This is a genomic window from Bradyrhizobium sp. SZCCHNRI1009, from assembly GCF_032487575.1.
Lineage (GTDB): Bacteria > Pseudomonadota > Alphaproteobacteria > Rhizobiales > Xanthobacteraceae > Bradyrhizobium.
Genome location: NZ_JAUEUL010000020.1, coordinates 21,211 through 38,858, shown reverse-complemented (window position 1 = coordinate 38,858; position 17,648 = coordinate 21,211). Strand labels below are relative to the sequence as shown.

Annotated in this window: 15 protein-coding genes; 12 read left to right on the top strand and 3 right to left on the bottom strand. The window is 64.1% G+C overall.

Translation table 11 applies throughout. From position 1 onward, the window contains the following. Window positions 1-28 precede the first annotated feature (28 nt). Together QX010_RS26020 and QX010_RS26015 are read right to left on the bottom strand one after the other, a co-directional pair. Entirely contained in the window at window positions 29-862 is an 834-nt protein-coding gene (locus QX010_RS26020; protein ID WP_316182749.1) for an IclR family transcriptional regulator, read from the bottom strand. 126 nt (window positions 863-988) lie between these two features. Further along, window positions 989-3,130, bottom strand: coding sequence for an acetate--CoA ligase family protein (locus tag QX010_RS26015; RefSeq protein WP_316182748.1), 2,142 nt, complete (start codon window positions 3,128-3,130; stop codon window positions 989-991). Between the two features lie 224 nt (window positions 3,131-3,354). Between QX010_RS26015 and QX010_RS26010 the strand changes: the two genes are divergently transcribed. The 4 genes from QX010_RS26010 to QX010_RS25995 all read left to right on the top strand — a co-directional run bounded on the left by QX010_RS26010 (window position 3,355) and on the right by QX010_RS25995 (window position 8,116). Next, window positions 3,355-4,050, top strand: a complete 696-nt coding sequence (locus QX010_RS26010; protein ID WP_409997984.1) for a GntR family transcriptional regulator — start codon at window positions 3,355-3,357, stop codon at window positions 4,048-4,050. A gap of 61 nt (window positions 4,051-4,111) precedes the next feature. Then, window positions 4,112-5,845, top strand: coding sequence for an oxalyl-CoA decarboxylase (gene oxc, locus QX010_RS26005; RefSeq protein ID WP_316182747.1), 1,734 nt, complete (start codon window positions 4,112-4,114; stop codon window positions 5,843-5,845). Window positions 5,846-5,910: 65 nt separating this feature from the next. Further along, window positions 5,911-7,188 carry a formyl-CoA transferase gene (gene frc / locus QX010_RS26000; RefSeq protein ID WP_316182746.1) on the top strand — a complete coding sequence of 426 codons (1,278 nt, stop codon included), beginning with the start codon at window positions 5,911-5,913 and terminating at the stop codon, window positions 7,186-7,188. 592 nt (window positions 7,189-7,780) lie between these two features. Then, window positions 7,781-8,116 (top strand): hypothetical protein, encoded by a 336-nt coding sequence (locus QX010_RS25995; RefSeq protein ID WP_315805095.1) that lies wholly within the window; start codon window positions 7,781-7,783, stop codon window positions 8,114-8,116. Window positions 8,117-8,313: 197 nt separating this feature from the next. On the opposite strand, the gene QX010_RS25990 is transcribed toward QX010_RS25995, so the two are convergent. Beyond that, window positions 8,314-8,790, bottom strand: coding sequence for a peptidoglycan-binding domain-containing protein (locus QX010_RS25990; protein ID WP_315805094.1), 477 nt, complete (start codon window positions 8,788-8,790; stop codon window positions 8,314-8,316). A gap of 451 nt (window positions 8,791-9,241) precedes the next feature. Here QX010_RS25990 and QX010_RS25985 point away from each other — a divergent pair, with 451 nt between their 5' ends. From QX010_RS25985 to QX010_RS25950, 8 genes are all read left to right on the top strand, one after another. After that, window positions 9,242-9,379 (top strand): hypothetical protein, encoded by a 138-nt coding sequence (locus tag QX010_RS25985; RefSeq protein WP_315805093.1) that lies wholly within the window; start codon window positions 9,242-9,244, stop codon window positions 9,377-9,379. 388 nt (window positions 9,380-9,767) lie between these two features. Next, a complete protein-coding gene (locus QX010_RS25980; protein WP_316182745.1) occupies window positions 9,768-10,766 on the top strand; it encodes a tripartite tricarboxylate transporter substrate binding protein in 999 nt (332 codons plus the stop codon). A 10-nt stretch (window positions 10,767-10,776) separates the two neighbouring features. Beyond that, window positions 10,777-11,271, top strand: a complete 495-nt coding sequence (locus QX010_RS25975; protein ID WP_316182744.1) for a tripartite tricarboxylate transporter TctB family protein — start codon at window positions 10,777-10,779, stop codon at window positions 11,269-11,271. Window positions 11,272-11,312: 41 nt separating this feature from the next. Next, entirely contained in the window at window positions 11,313-12,812 is a 1,500-nt protein-coding gene (locus QX010_RS25970; RefSeq protein WP_315805090.1) for a tripartite tricarboxylate transporter permease, read from the top strand. A 220-nt stretch (window positions 12,813-13,032) separates the two neighbouring features. Next, window positions 13,033-14,319, top strand: coding sequence for an oxalate/formate MFS antiporter (gene oxlT, locus QX010_RS25965; RefSeq protein WP_315716169.1), 1,287 nt, complete (start codon window positions 13,033-13,035; stop codon window positions 14,317-14,319). Window positions 14,320-14,561: 242 nt separating this feature from the next. Further along, complete coding sequence (gene oxlT / locus QX010_RS25960; RefSeq protein ID WP_316182743.1) at window positions 14,562-15,875, top strand: oxalate/formate MFS antiporter; 1,314 nt, start codon at window positions 14,562-14,564, stop codon at window positions 15,873-15,875. 212 nt (window positions 15,876-16,087) lie between these two features. Beyond that, window positions 16,088-16,507, top strand: coding sequence for a CBS domain-containing protein (locus tag QX010_RS25955; RefSeq protein ID WP_316182742.1), 420 nt, complete (start codon window positions 16,088-16,090; stop codon window positions 16,505-16,507). Between the two features lie 138 nt (window positions 16,508-16,645). Next, the gene (locus tag QX010_RS25950; protein ID WP_316182741.1) at window positions 16,646-17,614 is read left to right on the top strand and encodes a zinc-binding dehydrogenase; all 969 of its coding nucleotides are present in this window, start codon (window positions 16,646-16,648) and stop codon (window positions 17,612-17,614) included. The last annotated feature ends 34 nt before the right edge of the window (window positions 17,615-17,648 follow it).

Genomic DNA, 17,648 nt, shown 5'->3' with positions numbered 1-17,648 from the left:
CTCGCACGCATCTGCCGCTGTTGCTGCATCACTCCGCAAGGTCAGCCGCTGGCTTGGGACCGCCCAGCGCCACCGTCAGCTCCGCCGCAATATCCCGCACCATGCCCCCGACCACAGGCACCCGCTCCTCGGTCAGCCGGCTCGCCAGGCCGGACACCGAAATCGCCGCCAGCGGCTCGCGGCAGGAATCGTGAACGACGGCGGCGATGCAGCGCAGGCCGAGGCGGGCTTCCTCGTCGTCGACGGCGTAGCCCTGGCGGCGGATGGTCTCCAACTCGCGGAACAGGTCGCTGGCGCGGATGATGGATTTCTCGGTCAGGCGCGGCATGCCCTGGCGGTGGATGATGCCGTTGACGTCGTCGTCGGAATAGGTCGCGAGCACCGCCTTGCCCATGCCGGAGGCGACCATCGACAGGCGGCCGCCGACCTTGGTCAGCGAGCGCATGATCTCGCGGCTGTCCAGCCGCAGCAGCACCATCAGCGATTCATCGTCGACGACGGCGAGATTGGCGGTCTCGCGCGACTGGTCACGCAAGCGGCGCAGATAGGGAATGGCGAGCGCGACGAAATTGCGGCGGCGGGTGAAGGTGGCGCCGACCGCGAAGCTCTGCGCGCCGACATGCCATTTCGATTCCATGCGGTCGAACTGGACAAAGCGGCGCTTCTCCAAAGTCGTCAGCAGGCGATGGACGGTGGAGGTGGAGAGCCCGGCACGGATGGCGAGATCGCTCAGGCGATAGCCTTCGTCGTCCTCAGCGAGAATTTCCAGAATTTGGAGAGCGCGGCCGACGGATTGCACGCCGCCGTCGCGGGGCTCGGCCGCGGCATCCGGGCGTGGCTCGATCGTCTTGCGACGGATCACGTGGCGCCTCTCTGCACCGCCATTACAGGCGGCGTCGTTGCAGGACGGACGGATCTTGCTTGGTCACGCTAGCAAAGAAAGTGCCGCCCCGGCGAGACGCCGGAGCGGCATTCGCATCACTATGACTTAGAGCAGGCCCGCGCCGCGCGCCCACTTGTACTTGGCGCCGAGCACCTCGACCGGCAGCTCGGTCGAATAGGCATAGGCCGGGATGCCGTTCTGGTAGAGATATTCGGCGGCTTCCTCGACCTCGACGTCGCCGGCGAGCGAGGCGACGATCGGCTTGACGAAGCCCTTGGCCTCCATCTCCTTCTTCACCTCGACCATGTTGCGCGCGAACACCATCGGCGGCGTCACGATCGTGTGCCAGTAGCCGAGGATCAGCGCGTGGATGCGGTCGTCCGACAGGCCGAGCTTGACCGTGTTCACATAGGTGATCGGCGGCTCGCCGCCGGTGATGTCGACCGGATTGCCGGCGGCACCGAACGGCGGGATGAACTTGCGGAAGGCGGCATCGAGGTCGGCCGGCATGGCCATCAGCGACATGCCATTGTCGACGACGGAGTCGGACAGCAGCACGCCCGAGCCTCCCGCACCGGTGATGATGACGACGTTCTCACCCTTCGGCGTCGGCAGCACCGGCACGCCGCGGGCGAACTCGAGCAGCTGGCGCAGCGAGCGGGCGCGGATCACGCCGGACTGCTTCAGCACGTCCTCATAGATCTTGTCGTTGCCGGCGAGCGCGCCGGTATGCGACGAGGCGGCCTTGGCGCCGGCCGAGGTGCGGCCGGCCTTGAGCACGATGACCGGCTTCTTCTTGGAGACGCGCTTGGCGGCTTCCGCGAAGGCGCGGCCGTCCTTGAGGTCCTCGCAGTGCTGCGCGATCAGGTTCGTGTTCGGATCCTGCTCGAAGAAGGCGAGCAGATCGTCCTCGTCGATGTCCGACTTGTTGCCGAGGCCGACGATCGCCGACACGCCCATCTTGGCCGAGCGCGAGAAGCCGATGATCGCCATGCCGATGCCGCCCGACTGCGACGACAGCGCGGCGTGGCCCTTGACGTCATAGGCGGTGCAGAAGGTCGCGCAAAGATTGGCCGGCGTGTAGTAGAAGCCGTAGATGTTCGGGCCCATCAGGCGGATGTTGTACTTCTTGCCGACCTCGACGATCTCGGCCTGCAGCTCCGGCGCGCCGGCTTCGGCGAACCCCGACGGGATCAGCACCGCGCCCGGAATCTTCTTCTCGCCGCACTCGGTCAGCGCCGCGGCCACGAACTTCGCGGGGATCGCGAACACGGCGGTGTCGATCACGCCGGGCACGTCCTTGACGCTCTTGTAAGCCTTGTAGCCGAGGATCTCGGAGGCCTTCGGGTGGATCGGATAGATCTCGCCCTTGTAGCCGCCGTTGATCAGGTTCTTCATCACGGAGTTGCCGATCTTGCCGTCCTCGGCGGAGGCACCGATCACGGCGACCGCCTGCGGCTTCATGATCCGGTTCATCGCCGTGACGATTGCCTCGTTCGAGCGCGGCGCCGGACGGGGCTTGTAGTCGAAATCGACGACGATGCGGACGTCGGCGGCGATGGCGCCGGTCTTGGTGGCGAACACCGGGTTGAGGTCGAGCTCGACGATCTCAGGGAAATCGCTGACCAGCTGCGACACCTTGACGATGACGTCCGACAGCGCCTCGCGGCTGACCGGATCGCCGCCGCGCACGCCCTTGAGCATCTCATGGGCCTGGATGCCGTCGAGCATCGACAGCGCATCCTCCTTGGTCGCGGGGGCGAGACGGAATGTCACATCCTTGAGAACTTCGACCAGCACGCCGCCCAGGCCGAAGGCCACCAGCTTGCCGAACGAGCCGTCGGTGATCGAACCGACGATCACCTCGGTACCGCCGGTCAGCATCTGCTGGACCTGGATGCCTTCGATCTTGGCGTCGGCCTTGTACTTCTTCGCATTCGCGAGAATGGTCTCATACGCCTTCTGCGCGTCGTCAGCGGTCTTGACGCCGACGATGACGCCACCGGCTTCCGTCTTGTGCAGAATGTCCGGCGAGACGATTTTCATGACGACCGGAAAACCCATATCTCCCGCGAGCTTGGCCGCCTCGGCGGCCGATTTCGCCAATCCCTCCTTCGGCACCGGAATGCCGTAGGCATCGCAGACGATCTTGCCTTCGGGCGCGGTCAGGCTGGTGCGTTTATCCGCCTTCACACGATCGAGAACGTCTCGGATCGTAGCCTTGGCATTCGGGATGGCGTCAGACATCGGGCTTCCTCCTGGGGATTGCTGATCGTTTATGGCATTTGGTATGCCAGAAGCAAACTTTGTCAAGCGCGACGAAGATGTGGAAACGCTGAAAAAGCACGCAGCTTGACAGTCTGGCATCTGGTATGCCAAAAATCTTGGACGCAAAATGCTGTAAACAATGATCTCCCAAGGAGAGGAGATCGGTCTTGTCTACAGAGAAAACAAACAAGGCATTGCCCATCATGGCCGAGGCCGACATCGCGATCGCTCGCATCGCCCCGGAGACCAGCTTCAAGAATAAGGCCTACGAGGCCTTGAAAGAAGCCATTCTGAAGATGGACATCTACGCCTCGCCCGAGCCCGTGATGCTCGACGAGCGCGCGCTCTCCGAGCGCCTCGGTGTCAGCCGCACGCCGATCCGCGAAGCGATCGCGATGCTCGAGCAGGACGGCTTCGTGAAGACCGTGCCGCGCCGTGGCATCGTCGTCGTCCGCAGGACGAAGAGCGAGATCGTCGACATGATCCGCGCCTGGGCGGCGCTGGAGAGCATGGCCGCGCGGCTCATCACCACGATCGCGCGCAAGAAGGACATCAGCGCGCTGCGCGACTACTTCAAGGACTTCGGCAAGGATCGCCCGCCGCAGGAGCACATCGAGGAATATTCCAAGGCGAACATCGCGTTTCATCAGGCGCTGATCTCGCTGTCGGAATCGCCGGTGCTCGTCGACATGACCAACGACATCCTGCTGCACGTGCGCGGCTATCGCCAGCTCACGATCGGGCGCACCGACCGTATCGCGGCCTCCCTGCCCGAGCATCTCGCGATCATCGAGGCGCTGGAGGAACGCAACACCGAGCTCGCCGAGAAGCGCGCGCGGGATCACACGCTGGGCCTTGCGAGCTATGTCGAGACGCACGGCCAGGAACTATTCAGCTGACGGGTTCAAACAGAAGAAGTCGCCGCAAAGCGCCTTCGTAGACGACCAGGGAGAGAGGCGCATGGCGCAGACTGCTGTTAAGACCGAGGCACCGGACACGCACGAGGAGCTCACGGACGGTTTCCATCTCGTCATCGACGCGATGAAGCTGAACGGGATCGACACGATCTACAACGTGCCGGGCATTCCGATCACCGATCTCGGTCGCATGGCGCAGGCTGAAGGCATCCGCGTGCTCTCCTTCCGTCACGAGCAGAACGCCGGCTACGCCGCAGCGATCGCCGGCTTCCTCACCAAGAAGCCGGGCGTCTGCCTCACCGTCTCCGCTCCCGGCTTTCTGAACGGCCTCACCGCGCTGGCGCATGCGACCACGAACTGCTTCCCGATGATCCTGGTCTCGGGCTCCTCGGAGCGCGAGATCGTCGACCTGCAGCAGGGCGACTACGAGGAGATGGATCAGCTCGCGATCGCCAAGCCGCTGTGCAAGGCGGCGTTCCGCGTGCTGCACGCCCAGGACATCGGCATCGGCTTCGCCCGCGCCATCCGCGCCGCGGTCTCCGGGCGTCCCGGCGGCGTCTATCTCGACCTGCCGGCAAAGCTGTTCGGCCAGGTGATGAACGCGCAGGCAGGCAGCGCCTCGCTGGTCAAGGTAATCGATCCGGCGCCGGCGCAGATCCCCTCGCCCGACTCCGTCAAACGCGCGCTCGATCTGTTGAAGAACGCGAAACGTCCGCTGATCATTCTCGGCAAGGGCGCGGCCTATGCGCAAGCCGATGAGGCGATCAAGACTTTCGTCGAGAAGAGCGGCGTGCCGTTCCTGCCGATGAGCATGGCCAAGGGCCTCTTGCCCGACCTGCATCCGCAATGCGCCGGTGCCGCGCGCTCGACCGTGCTGAAGGACTCCGACGTCGTGATGCTGATCGGCGCCCGCCTCAACTGGCTCTTGTCGCACGGCAAGGGCAAGAGCTGGGGCGAACAGCCCAAGAAGTTCATCCAGGTCGACATCGAGCCGAAGGAGATGGACTCCAACGTCGAGATCGCCGCCCCCGTGGTGGGCGACATCGGTTCGGTCGTCACCGCCTTCTCCGACGCGATGGGCAGCAACTGGGCCAAGGCGCCGGCCGAGTGGCTGAGCGCGGTGCAGAAGAAGCGCGAGGACAACGTCGCCAAGATGGCGCCGCGGCTGATGAACAACAACTCGCCGATGGACTATCACGGCGCGCTCGGCGTGCTCCGCACCATCATCAAGGAGCGTCCGGACGCGATCCTCGTCAACGAGGGCGCCAACACGCTCGACCTCGCCCGCGGCGTGATCGACATGTATCAGCCGCGCAAGCGGCTCGACGTCGGCACCTGGGGCGTGATGGGCATCGGCATGGGCTCGGCGATCGCCGCCGCGGTCGAGACCGGTAAGCCGGTGCTGGCGATCGAGGGCGACAGCGCCTTCGGTTTCTCCGGCATGGAGGTCGAGACCATCTGCCGCTACAATCTGCCGATCTGCGTCGTCATCTTCAACAATGACGGCATCTATCGCGGCACCGACCAGAACGCGGCGGGCGACGATCCGGCCACCACCGTGTTCGTCAAGGGCGCGCGCTACGACAAGATGATGGAGGCCTTCGGCGGCGTCGGCGTCAACGCGACCTCGCCGGACGAGCTGAAGCGCGCCGTCAACGCGGCGATGGATTCCGGCAAGCCCACCTTGATCAACGCCGTGATTGATCCCGCGGCCGGATCCGAGAGCGGCCGTATCGGCAACCTCAATCCGCAGAGCGTGCTGACGAAGAAGAAGTAAGGCCACCCGCAAGACATCACCTGCCCGCGCCATGCGGGATGACCAATCGTTACGGAGAGCAAGACATGACCAAGGCGCTCGAGGGCGTTCGCATTCTCGACTTCACCCACGTCCAGTCCGGACCGACCTGCACGCAACTGCTGGCCTGGTTCGGCGCCGACGTGATCAAGGTCGAGCGTCCGGGCGTGGGTGACATCACCCGCGGCCAGCTGCAGGACATTCCGAACGTGGACAGCCTCTATTTCACGATGCTGAACCACAACAAGCGGTCGATCACGCTCGACACCAAGAACCCGAAGGGCAAGGAAGTCCTGACCGAGCTGATCAAGAAGTGCGACGTGCTGGTCGAGAATTTCGGCCCCGGCGTGCTCGACCGCATGGGCTTCCCCTGGGAGAAGATCCAGGCGATCAACCCGAAGATGATCGTCGCCTCGATCAAGGGTTTCGGCCCCGGCCCCTACGAGGACTGCAAGGTCTACGAGAACGTCGCGCAGTGCACCGGCGGCGCCGCTTCGACCACCGGCTTCCGTGACGGCCTGCCGCTGGTCACCGGCGCGCAGATCGGCGATTCCGGCACCGGGCTGCACCTGGCGCTCGGCATCGTCACCGCGCTCTATCAGCGCACCCACACCGGACGCGGCCAGCGCGTCACGGCTGCGATGCAGGACGGCGTGCTCAACCTCTGCCGCGTCAAGCTGCGCGACCAGCAGCGGCTCGAGCATGGTCCGCTCAAGGAATACAGCCAGTTCGGCGAGGGCGTGCCGTTCGGCGACGCCGTGCCGCGCGCGGGCAACGATTCCGGCGGCGGCCAGCCCGGCCGCATCCTGAAGTGCAAGGGCTGGGAGACCGACCCGAACGCCTACATCTACTTCATCACCCAGGCGCCGGTCTGGGAGAAGATCTGCGACGTGATCGGCGAGCCGACCTGGAAGACCGACCCGAACTACGCCAAGCCCGCCGCCCGCCTGCCGCGCCTGAACGAGATCTTCGGCCGCATCGAGCAGTGGACCATGACCAAGACCAAGTTCGAGGCCATGGACATCCTGAACGAGTTCGACATCCCCTGCGGTCCCATTCTCTCGATGAAGGAGATCGCCGAGGACGAGTCGCTGCGCAAGACCGGCACCTTGGTCGAGGTCGACCACCCGACCCGCGGCAAGTATCTCTCGGTCGGCAACCCGATCAAGCTCTCGGACAGCCCGGCCGACGTGACCCGCTCGCCCCTGCTCGGCGAGCACACCGACGAGGTCCTCCGCCAGGTGCTCGGCTTCAGCGACCACCAGGTCGCCGAGATCCACGACTCCGGCGCGCTGGATCCGCCGCGGAAGGAAGCTGCGGAGTAATCGAGCGCCAGAGACGATCGGCGGCGCGACCGCCGAATGTGAAGCTCCTCGACATCAAGCCGCCGGCATCAGCCGGCGGCTTTTTCATTCTCACGTTCCCGTCTATTTCCCGCGCCCAGCGCACATCGACGATGACCTTGGTCCGGCTACGGCCGGCGATCGCACCTGTCGAGAATGTCTGAAATATGGGATGTACGGAGCAGTTGTCGCCGACCCGATTGCTCGTGACCCACAGCCTCGATTGCTACGATCTTTGATGTTTTGTCCCGCGGATGATCGAAAATCACGATATGCAGCCAGAGCGGACGCGAACCGCCCCCGAAGAGCACACTGGCATAGCCCTGCCCACTCGCAGACCTCCGAGAAACATTTCGTTTTGATCCAGAGCAAGGTCCTCTCGCGCTTCGATGTGCATTCTGCGAGGGCTCCCGTGGAGGTGTGCAGCGATGCGTCCCAACTTCACACTGCCGGAGCTTGAGAACGCGTTGGAACGCGGCGTATGGCGATTGTGGTGTGATGGAGGGATGTCTTGGTAAGTCCAATCAGGAAGCCGCCGATCCTGGGGCACCCTCCCGTCCAACTCGAAACGTCCGTGCCGAAGGGCGGAACCAAGACCCCAAACATCGTCCACCCGGACGGCCACGACACCGCGTTCTCGATCCCCGCCGGCAAGACATTCGTGGTAACCGATGTCTCCGTTCAGCGGCTGTCCGTCCTTGGTACGGCGATGTTGTTGGAGGTCTCGCTGACGCAGGATATTCCCTCCAGCGGAGGAACGACAAATCGCTGGAGCTTCGTCGGGGAGACGACAGCCAATGTCGAGCGGACCTTCAGCACCGGAATTGCTTTCTCGACGCCGTTCGTGGTGAGAAACGGCAGCCAGAGCGGCGACACGGTTGTGGTTCGACTTTGGGGGTTCTTCCGATAGCGATCGAGCTGGCGCGCGCCAATTCTGGTCCGGAGGTCGCCTCCAGCAGCTCCTGATCCGGCCCCGCTTCGGCCGGGCTTTCATATCGCCGCCGTCGGCAAGCGCAGGGCGTCGAGAAGACGAAGGCCGCTTCAGCGGGCAGGTCCTACGGTAGAAATTGCCTCGAGCGTCTTCCGACTCTTTGAAGATCTGACGAGCTACCTGCCGAATATTCCGCCCACCACACGGTGCATCGCGCCGCCGATCGCGCCGATGGGACCTCCGACATTCCGCTGATGTCGCGCGCGCCCTGCGCTGCGGCGGGGTTGACGGTCGGGTTTGGCAGCCTCGGTGGCTGCGTCCATCAGGACCTTGTGCTGAGCGGCGTTGAGGAAGCCGGTCGTGGGATAGCCGCGCTCCTCCTGCCAACGGGCGATGACGGCGCGGGTCTGCTCGTCGAACGTCCCGTTGATCCTGGTGCCGAACCCGAGCCTGGTCAGCCCCCGTTGCACGGCCCGACGCTTCGCCTTGGTGAGGCCGATCTGATTCTCGGTCTCCTGATTGGCTTCCTGGGCGGCGATCACCGTATCGGCGGGTGCCGACGCTTCACGCGGTGCGCTGCTCAGACCAGCGTGAGCGACCTGCGCGCTTCCGGCGATCGCCAGGATGGACAGTGCCACGATCAAGGCGCGCATGGCCTTATCCTTCGCCCTCAGGTCTGCCGATGACACGTTTCGAGGAATACAGCGCGACGCACTGAACGATCAACATCCGGCGACGCCACTCCGCTTCGTTGCAGAGTAACTGCGGCCCGGGCAGCACAGTTCCCTCACCTCGGGCCGATCGTTCCGTCGCGTTGCACGCGCGGGATCGGCGCACGGGATGGCAGATGTCGGCAGTCGCCGAGATACCCGGAGTTTGCCGGCTCGGTCCGCCGAGGAGGGATCGAGACCGACCGGCGCCTCGGTTGGGCGGCTCTTTCCATATGAAAATGCCGTTCTCGATAAGAAACCCCAATCGTAACATTCCTGCCGCATCGCAAAATGCTCATGCCGCTATGCAATATCGATCGTTGTATCTGGCATCTGGTATACGTAAATTCTCCTCAGTCAGAACGTCATACCGCCTCACTGAAGGAGACAAACCATGGCCAAGACCGTTGCCCTCCCCCTCGTTCAGCCCGTGTCCCTGTTCGGCCGCTTCCTCGCCGCCCTCGACCGCGTGCTGATGATCAGCGCCCGCGCTGCCAACCGCAACGGCGACCTGCCCTATTTCGGTCTCTGAGGCCGAAGGCGCTTCCGGCGCGCAGCCAGCACCGAAGCCCAACCAAGAGCCCCGGACCTCCGGGGCTTTTGCTTTTCGCGACACCCCACCGCCTGCGACAAATTGGCCTGCCAGGCATCCCACCCAATCTCCTCAATTGCGGTCGGTCACCTCTTCATACCAAAATCAAATCGGTCGATTGGCTGCGGATGCACCTCTTGCTGCCTGATCCCGACTGCCAACACAACTTTTGGCTGCATGGGCATCGCAGGGGAGTCCGGAGCTGACGACGGCCTGAAGCGCGGCACGGCGGAAAACGCCACCGGCCGGGCTCGACGGGTCAGTGGTTCGATTGGGCACAGCGGCCGCAAGAAGCCGTGCGTTCCGGGAATGAAGGGGAGAAAGCGTGATGAAGCGTTCCGTGTGCGTGGCCGTTATGGCCGGCATCGCCCTGATGGCAGGGCATATCCCGGCTCTGGCGGGATGGGAGCCCGTCCGGCCGGTCGAGTTCATCGTTCCGGCTGGCACCGGTGGCGGTGCCGATCAGATGGCCCGGACCATCCAGGGCATCGTCACCAAGCACAATTTGATGAAGCAGCCGCTGGTCGTGATCAACAAGTCCGGTGGCGCCGGCGGCGAAGGCTTCCTCGACGTCAAGGCGTCGGCCGGCAACCCGCACAAGATCATCATCACGCTGTCGAACCTGTTCACGACGCCGCTCGCGACCGGCATTCCTTTCAACTGGAAGGACCTCACTCCCGTCGCCATGCTGGCGCTCGACGAGTTCGTGCTCTGGGTCAACGCCGAGAAGCCCTATGCGACCGCCAAGGACTACATCGATGCGGTCAAGCAAGGCGGCGGCACCTTGAAGATGGGCGGCACCGGCTCGAAGCAGGAAGACCAGATCATCACGGTGGCGATGGAGAAGGCGACCGGCGCGAAGTTCACCTACATCCCCTACAAGGGCGGCGGCGAGGTCGCGGTGCAGCTCGTCGGCAATCACGTCGACTCCACCGTCAACAATCCGATCGAGGCGGTGGCGCAGTGGCGCGGCGGCAAGGTCAGGCCGCTCTGCGTCTTCGACGACAAGCCGATGGGCTATGACGAGCCGATCACCGACGGCAAGGCCTGGAAGGACATCCCGACCTGCAAGTCGCAGGGGCTCGACATCGAATATCTGATGCTGCGCGGCATCTTCATGTCGCCACGGGCCACCAAGGACCAGATCGAATACTACGTCGACCTGTTCAAGAAGGTGCGGGAGACGCCGGAGTGGCAGGAGTTCATGAAGACCGGCGCCTTCAACACCACCTTCATGACCGGCGCCGATTATGCCAAATGGGTAGAGACCGAAGAGAAGCGGCACGAGCTCCTGATGAAGGAAGCCGGCTTCCTGGCCTCGAACTGAGCGCCCTCGCATGAGCCGTCAAGGTGGATCCGCCGGCCCGAGCCACAAGGCGGTCGAGGTCGGCGTCACGCTCGCGATCGCGCTGTTCGGGATCATCGTAATCCTCGGCAGCGTGAAGGCCGGGATCAACTGGGGAGCCGAAGGACCGCGGGCGGGATTCTTCCCATTCTACGTCGGACTTTTCATCGTGGCGGCCAGCGCGATGAACTTCCGCAGCACGCTGCGCGAGGATGACGGCCGTATCTTCGCTGAATGGGGGCAGCTGCGCCAGGTCATGAGCATGGTGGTGCCGACGGCGATCTATGTCGGCGCCCTGCCTTTCACCGGCCTGTACGTCGCCTCCATGATCTTCATCGCATGGTTCATGCGGTGGCTCGGCAAATATGGCTGGCTCACGGTGGCAGTGGTCGCGATCGGCATGCCGGTCGTGACCTATCTGATCTTCGAGCGCTGGTTCATGGTTCCCCTGCCCAAGGGGCCGGTCGAGGAATGGCTCGGACTCTAACAAGAAAACTCATCCGCTGAGGGTTGCAGGACCAAGCCGGCATGGAAGAACTCGCCAATCTGTTTCACGGCTTCGCCGTCGCCCTCCAACCCTTCAACATCATGGTGATGATCCTCGGGATCGTCCTCGGGGTGATCATCGGCGTGCTGCCGGGATTGGGCGGCGCCAACGGCGTCGCGATCCTGCTGCCGCTGACCTTCAGCATGCCGCCGACCTCGGCGATCATCATGCTGTCCTGCATCTACTGGGGCGCGCTGTTCGGCGGCGCCATCACCTCGATCCTGTTCAACATACCCGGCGAGCCATGGTCGGTCGCGACCACCTTCGACGGCTATCCGATGGCGCAGCAGGGCAAGGCCGGCGAGGCGCTCACGGCAGCATTCACCTCGTCCTTCGTCGGCGCGCTGTTCGCGGTCATCATGATCACGCTGATCGCGCCGCTGGTGGCCGGCTTCGCGCTTCAGTTCGGCCCCGCCGAGAAGTTCGCCGTCTACTTCCTCGCCTTTTGCAGCTTCGTCGGCCTGAGCAAGGAGCCGCCGTTCAAGACGATCGCGGCGATGATGATCGGCTTCGCGCTTGCCGCCGTCGGCCTGGATTCCATCACCGGCCAGCTCCGGCTCACCTTCGGCATCACCGAACTGCTCAACGGCTTCGACTTCCTGATCGCCGTGATCGGCCTGTTCGGCATCGGCGAGATCCTGCTGACGATGGAGGAAGGACTAAGCTTCCGCGGCGGCAACGCGCAGATCAATCTGCGCGTGGTGCTGCACACCTGGAAGGAGATGCCGGCACACTGGCTCACCGCGCTGCGCTCATGCCTGATCGGCTGCTGGATGGGCATCACCCCCGCCGGCGCCACGCCGGCCTCGTTCATGAGCTACGGCATCGCCAAGCGCCTCTCCAAGCGCGGCAAGAAGTTCGGCCATGGCGAGATCGAGGGCGTCGTCGCGCCGGAGACGGCAGCCCATGCGGCGGGCACGGCGGCGCTGCTGCCGATGCTGTCGCTCGGCGTGCCCGGCTCCCCCACGGCGGCGGTGCTGCTCGGCGGTCTCTTGATCTGGGGCCTGCAACCGGGGCCGATGCTGTTCGTCGAGCAGAAGGAGTTCGTCTGGGGCCTGATCGCCTCGATGTATCTCGGCAACCTCGCCGGCCTGCTCGTCGTGCTGACCTGCGTCCCGGTGTTCGCGGCGATCCTGCGCATTCCCTTCAGCATCATCGCGCCGCTCATCCTCGTGCTGTGTGCCATCGGCGCCTATTCGGTGCACAGCAGCACGTTCGATGTGGTGCTGATGCTGGTGTTCGGCGTGCTCGGCTATCTGTTCAAGAAGTGCGGCTATCCGCTCGCGCCGCTGGTGCTCGCCATCGTGCTCGGCGACAAGGCCGAGGAGGCCTTCCGACAGTCGCTGCTGGGATCCCAGGGATCGCTCGCGATCTTCTTCTCCAACGGGCTGGTCGGCACCATCATGGCGCTCGGGTTGATCGCGCTGTTCTGGTCGGCGATCCAGCAGGGCTACAACCGGTTGCGGGCGTTCGCCGCATGAGCCCGTTCTTACTTCGATAGTTGAGCTACAAATATCCTCTGCTGCGTCGTATTGTCGCTGCAGCGATTTGCCTTGCTTCTGCAGGCTTTTTTCGTCGATCGCAGGTCTACCAGCGCCCGCCTGCTCGATGAATCCGCTTGTCTATTGGCATATCATATACCAAACTCCCGCATAGCTGTTAGGACAAAAATAGACAGCAAATAGACAGCCTGGAGGAAACATGACGGACTTGGCTCACGCGGGGGCGCCCGCATCTGCAAGAGTAAGCGATGCCTATCGCTGGACGCAGCTCGCGGTTGGCGTCCTGGCGATGGTGATGATCGCCAACTATCAATATGGCTGGACCTTCTTCGTCCCGGATATCGCCAAGACCTTCGGCTGGGATCGCGCCTCGATCCAGTGGGCCTTCACGCTGTTCGTGCTGTTCGAGACCTGGCTCGTGCCGGTCGAAGGCTGGTTCGTCGACAAATACGGTCCGCGCATCGTCGTGCTCGTCGGCGGCGTGCTGTGTGCGATCGGCTGGATGATCAACGCCTACGCCACCTCGCTCAACGGCTACTATCTCGGCATGATCATCGCGGGCATCGGCGCCGGCGGCGTCTATGGCACCTGCGTCGGCAACGCGCTGAAGTGGTTTCCCGACAAGCGCGGCCTCGCGGCCGGCATCACCGCGGCCGGCTTCGGCGCCGGCTCGGCGCTCACCGTCGCACCGATCCAGGCCATGATCCGCGACTCCGGCTTCCAGACCACCTTCCTGTATTTCGGTCTCGGCCAGGGCATCATCATCGTCATCCTCGCCTTCTTCCTGTTCGCGCCTAAGGAAGGCCAGGTGCCCGCGGTCACTCAGAACACCAACCTCGTCCAGAGCCGCCGCAACTACAACCCGACCGAAGTGATCCGTCAGCCGATCTTCTGGCTGATGTACTTCATGTTCGTGATCGTCGGCGCCGGCGGCCTGATGGTAACGGCCAACCTCAAGCCGATCGCCGGCGACTGGAAGGTCGACAACATTCCGGTGACGCTGATCGGCATGACCATGACGGCGGTGACGTTCGCAGCCACCATCGACCGCGTTCTGAACGGCCTGACACGTCCGTTTTTCGGCTGGATCTCTGACATGATCGGCCGCGAGAATACGATGTTCATCGCCTTCGGCATGGAAGGCATCGGCATCTGGGCGCTGTACATGCTGGGGCACGATCCGGTGTGGTTCGTGATCCTCTCGGGCTTCGTGTTCTTCGCCTGGGGTGAGATCTACTCGCTCTTCCCCTCGACCTGCACCGACACGTTCGGCACCAAGTTCGCCACCACCAATGCCGGCCTGCTCTACACCGCCAAGGGCACGGCAGCGCTGCTGGTGCCGATCGCGAACTACATGCAGCAGTCCTCCGGCAATTGGGACCGCGTCTTCATCATCGCGGCCGGCGCCAACATCCTGGCGTCGATCCTCGCGATCGCGGTGCTCAAGCCCTGGCGGCGGGTCGTGGTGCAGAAATCAACGCTCTGACGCGCCCTTCGCGCTGCAGCAAAAATAAAAAAGAACGCTTCCAGATTGACGACGCTCGGCATTTTGCCGAGCGTTTTCTTTTGCTTGGCGGACGATTTCGGTGTCGCTGCAAAGCAGCATGTCGCACCCTGTGTCGCAGGCCATATTGCAGACTGGAATATGTTATACCAGAATGCCTCGATGCGCAGATGAGGAGCGCGCTCGCAGCGGCATCCTCCAACAGAGCGCGTTTGGGAGGACACATGGTTTCCAGCACAGAGGCAACACCGCCTGTCCAGGCACAGTCCAGCGGCTTCCGCTGGCTCCAGCTCGCGATGGGCATCATCTGCATGGCGATGATCGCCAACCTGCAATATGGCTGGACATTGTTCGTCGATCCGATCGACGCGAAGTTTCACTGGGGTCGCACGGCGATCCAGCTGGCCTTCACGATCTTCGTCGTCACCGAAACCTGGCTCGTGCCGGTCGAGGCGTGGTTCGTCGACAAATACGGCCCGCGCCTCGTCATCATGTTCGGCGCCGTCATGATCTCGCTGGCGTGGGTGCTGAACTCCTACGCCGACTCGCTCACCCTGCTCTACGCCGGCGCCGTCATCGGCGGCATCGGTGCCGGTGCGGTGTACGGCACCTGCGTCGGCAATGCGCTGAAATGGTTTCCCGACCGCCGCGGCCTCGCCGCCGGTGCCACCGCCGCGGGCTTCGGCGCCGGTGCGGCGCTGACCGTGGTGCCGATCGCCAGCATGATCGCCTCGAGCGGTTATCAGAGCGCCTTCTTCACCTTCGGCATCGGCCAAGGGCTGGTCGTGTTCGTGCTTGCGATCTTCCTGCGGCCGCCGACGGTCGCGGGGCCGGCCCGCAAGAAGCAGCTCAACCTGCCGCAGAGCAAGATCGACTACACGCCGCCGCAGGTGCTGCGCACGCCGATCTTCTGGATCATGTATCTGGTGTTTGTCATGGTGGCCTCCGGCGGCCTGATGACCGCCGCCCAGATCGCCCCGATCGCCCACGATTTCAAGATCGCCAACGAGCCGGTGTCGCTCGCCGGCTTCCAGATGGCGGCGCTGACGTTCGCGATCTCGCTCGATCGCATTTTCGACGGCTTCGGCCGCCCCGTGTTCGGCTGGATCTCCGACACGATCGGTCGTGAGCACACCATGTTCATCGCCTTCGGCACGGCCGCCTTGATGCTGCTGACGCTGTCGAGCTACGGGCACAATCCGATCGTGTTCGTGCTCGCCACCGCCGTCTATTTCGGCGTCTTCGGCGAAATCTACAGCCTGTTTCCGGCGACCTCGGGCGATACGTTCGGCAGCAAATACGCCGCGACCAACAACGGCATGCTCTACACTGCGAAGGGCACCGCCTCGCTCTTGGTCCCGCTCGCCAGCATCGTCTCCGCAAAATATGGCTGGCAGGCCGTGTTCGTGATCGGCGTCGCGCTGAACGCGACGGCCGCCTTGATGGCGCTGTTCGTGATCAAGCCGCTGCGCCGGGCCTTCATCCTCGGCAAGGAGCCGGTCACCGAGCCGGTGACGCAGGACGCCAGGATGGCGTGACGCCACGGTTTCTTCCCGCGACTTCAGGAGGCGCACCAGCGGTGCGCCTCTTTTTTTTGCGCCAGGGCGGGATGCCCCGGTCATATCCGGCAGTGTCGCTGACGTGTTTTTTCGGTGGCCTCGCGCACGAAAAGCCATCAAACCCGATTGACTTCTGGCATAACGTATACCAGACTTCCTCCCGTTCACTACCAACCAAACGGGAGGGTGCCATGAAGGTCGGAGACATCCTGCGCAACAAGAAGGCGCGCGTGATCACGGTGCGAATGAACGAGACCGTCGGCGTCGCGGCGCAGCTGATGCGCGCCAGCAATGTCAGCGCCCTCGTCGTCAAGGATGTCGTCCGCACCGAGGGCAACACCGCGGCCGGCATGTTCACCGAGCGCGATGTCGTGCGCGCCATCGCCGAGCATGGCGCCGCCGGCGTCAACCTGAAGGTCTCGCAATTGATCTCGCCGCAGCGGCTGATCTCCTGCAGCACCGAGGATACGCTCGAACACGTGCGGCACCTGATGAACGTGCACCACATCCGCCACCTCCCGGTCATTGTCGACTTCGCGCTGGCCGGCGTCATCAGCATGCGCGACGTCTCCTCGGCCTTCGACGAAGCGGAAGCTCCAGTCGCCGCCTGACGCATCCAGCCCGGTCAGCGGAACCGGTTCAATCCTGAGAGAACCTTGTCGGAGCTGCGCGCCGCCTGTTAGGCGGTGCGCAGAGAGGAGCGGCACAGTAAGGTCGCCGTTCATGCTGACCCGACAGGATTCCTTGCGATGAAAGCCTATGTCTACGGCGCCCAGGGCGCCGCGATCACCGATATCGCCAAGCCCGCGCCGAAGGGCACGCAGGTGCTGGTGCGCGTGCGCGCCTGCGGCCTCAATCGCGCCGATCTCGGCATGACCAAGGGGCATGTGCATGGCGCCGCCGGCGGCGTCGGCACCGTCCTCGGCATGGAATGGGCCGGCGAGGTCGCCGAGCTCGGGCCCGACGCCAGGGGCGTGAAGATCGGCGACAAGGTCATGGGCTCGGGCAGCGCGGCGTTCGCCGAATACACCCTTGCCGACCATGGCCGGCTGTTCCACGCGCCGTCGAACATGAACTTCGACGAGGCCGCCACGCTGCCGATCGCGCTGACCACGATGCACAACGCCGTCGTCACCAACGGCGCTTTGCAGCCGGGCCAGCGCATGCTGGTGCAGGGTGCGAGCTCCGGCGTCGGGCTGATGGCGATGCAGATCGCCAAGCTCAAGGGCGCCCGGCTCGTGATCGGCTCCTCGACCGATGCGATGCGCCGCGGACGGCTCAAGGAGTTCGGCGCCGATCTCGCCATCGACTCCAGCGATCCTGCCTGGGTCGACCAGGTGCTGCAGGCGACCGACGGCGAGGGCGTCGATCTGATCATCGACCAGGTGTCCGGCAAGGTCGCCAATCAGAACCTCGCCGCAACCAAGGTCCTCGGCCGCATCGTCAATGTCGGCCGGCTCGGCGGCACCCATGCCGACTTCAACTTCGACCTGCACGCGGCGCGCCGCATCACCTATGTCGGCGTCACCTTCCGCACCCGCTCGATCGAGGAGATCCGCGCGATCTTCGACGAGGTGAAGAAGGACATCTGGGGTGCGGTCGAGCAGCGCACGCTGCGGCTGCCGATCGACCGCGTCTTCGCCTTCGACGACATTGGCGCGGCGTTCGCGCACATGGAGGCGAACAAGCATCTCGGCAAGATCGTGGTGACCTTGTGAACGCAACCTTCTGAGATTTAGAAGCACTCGAAAC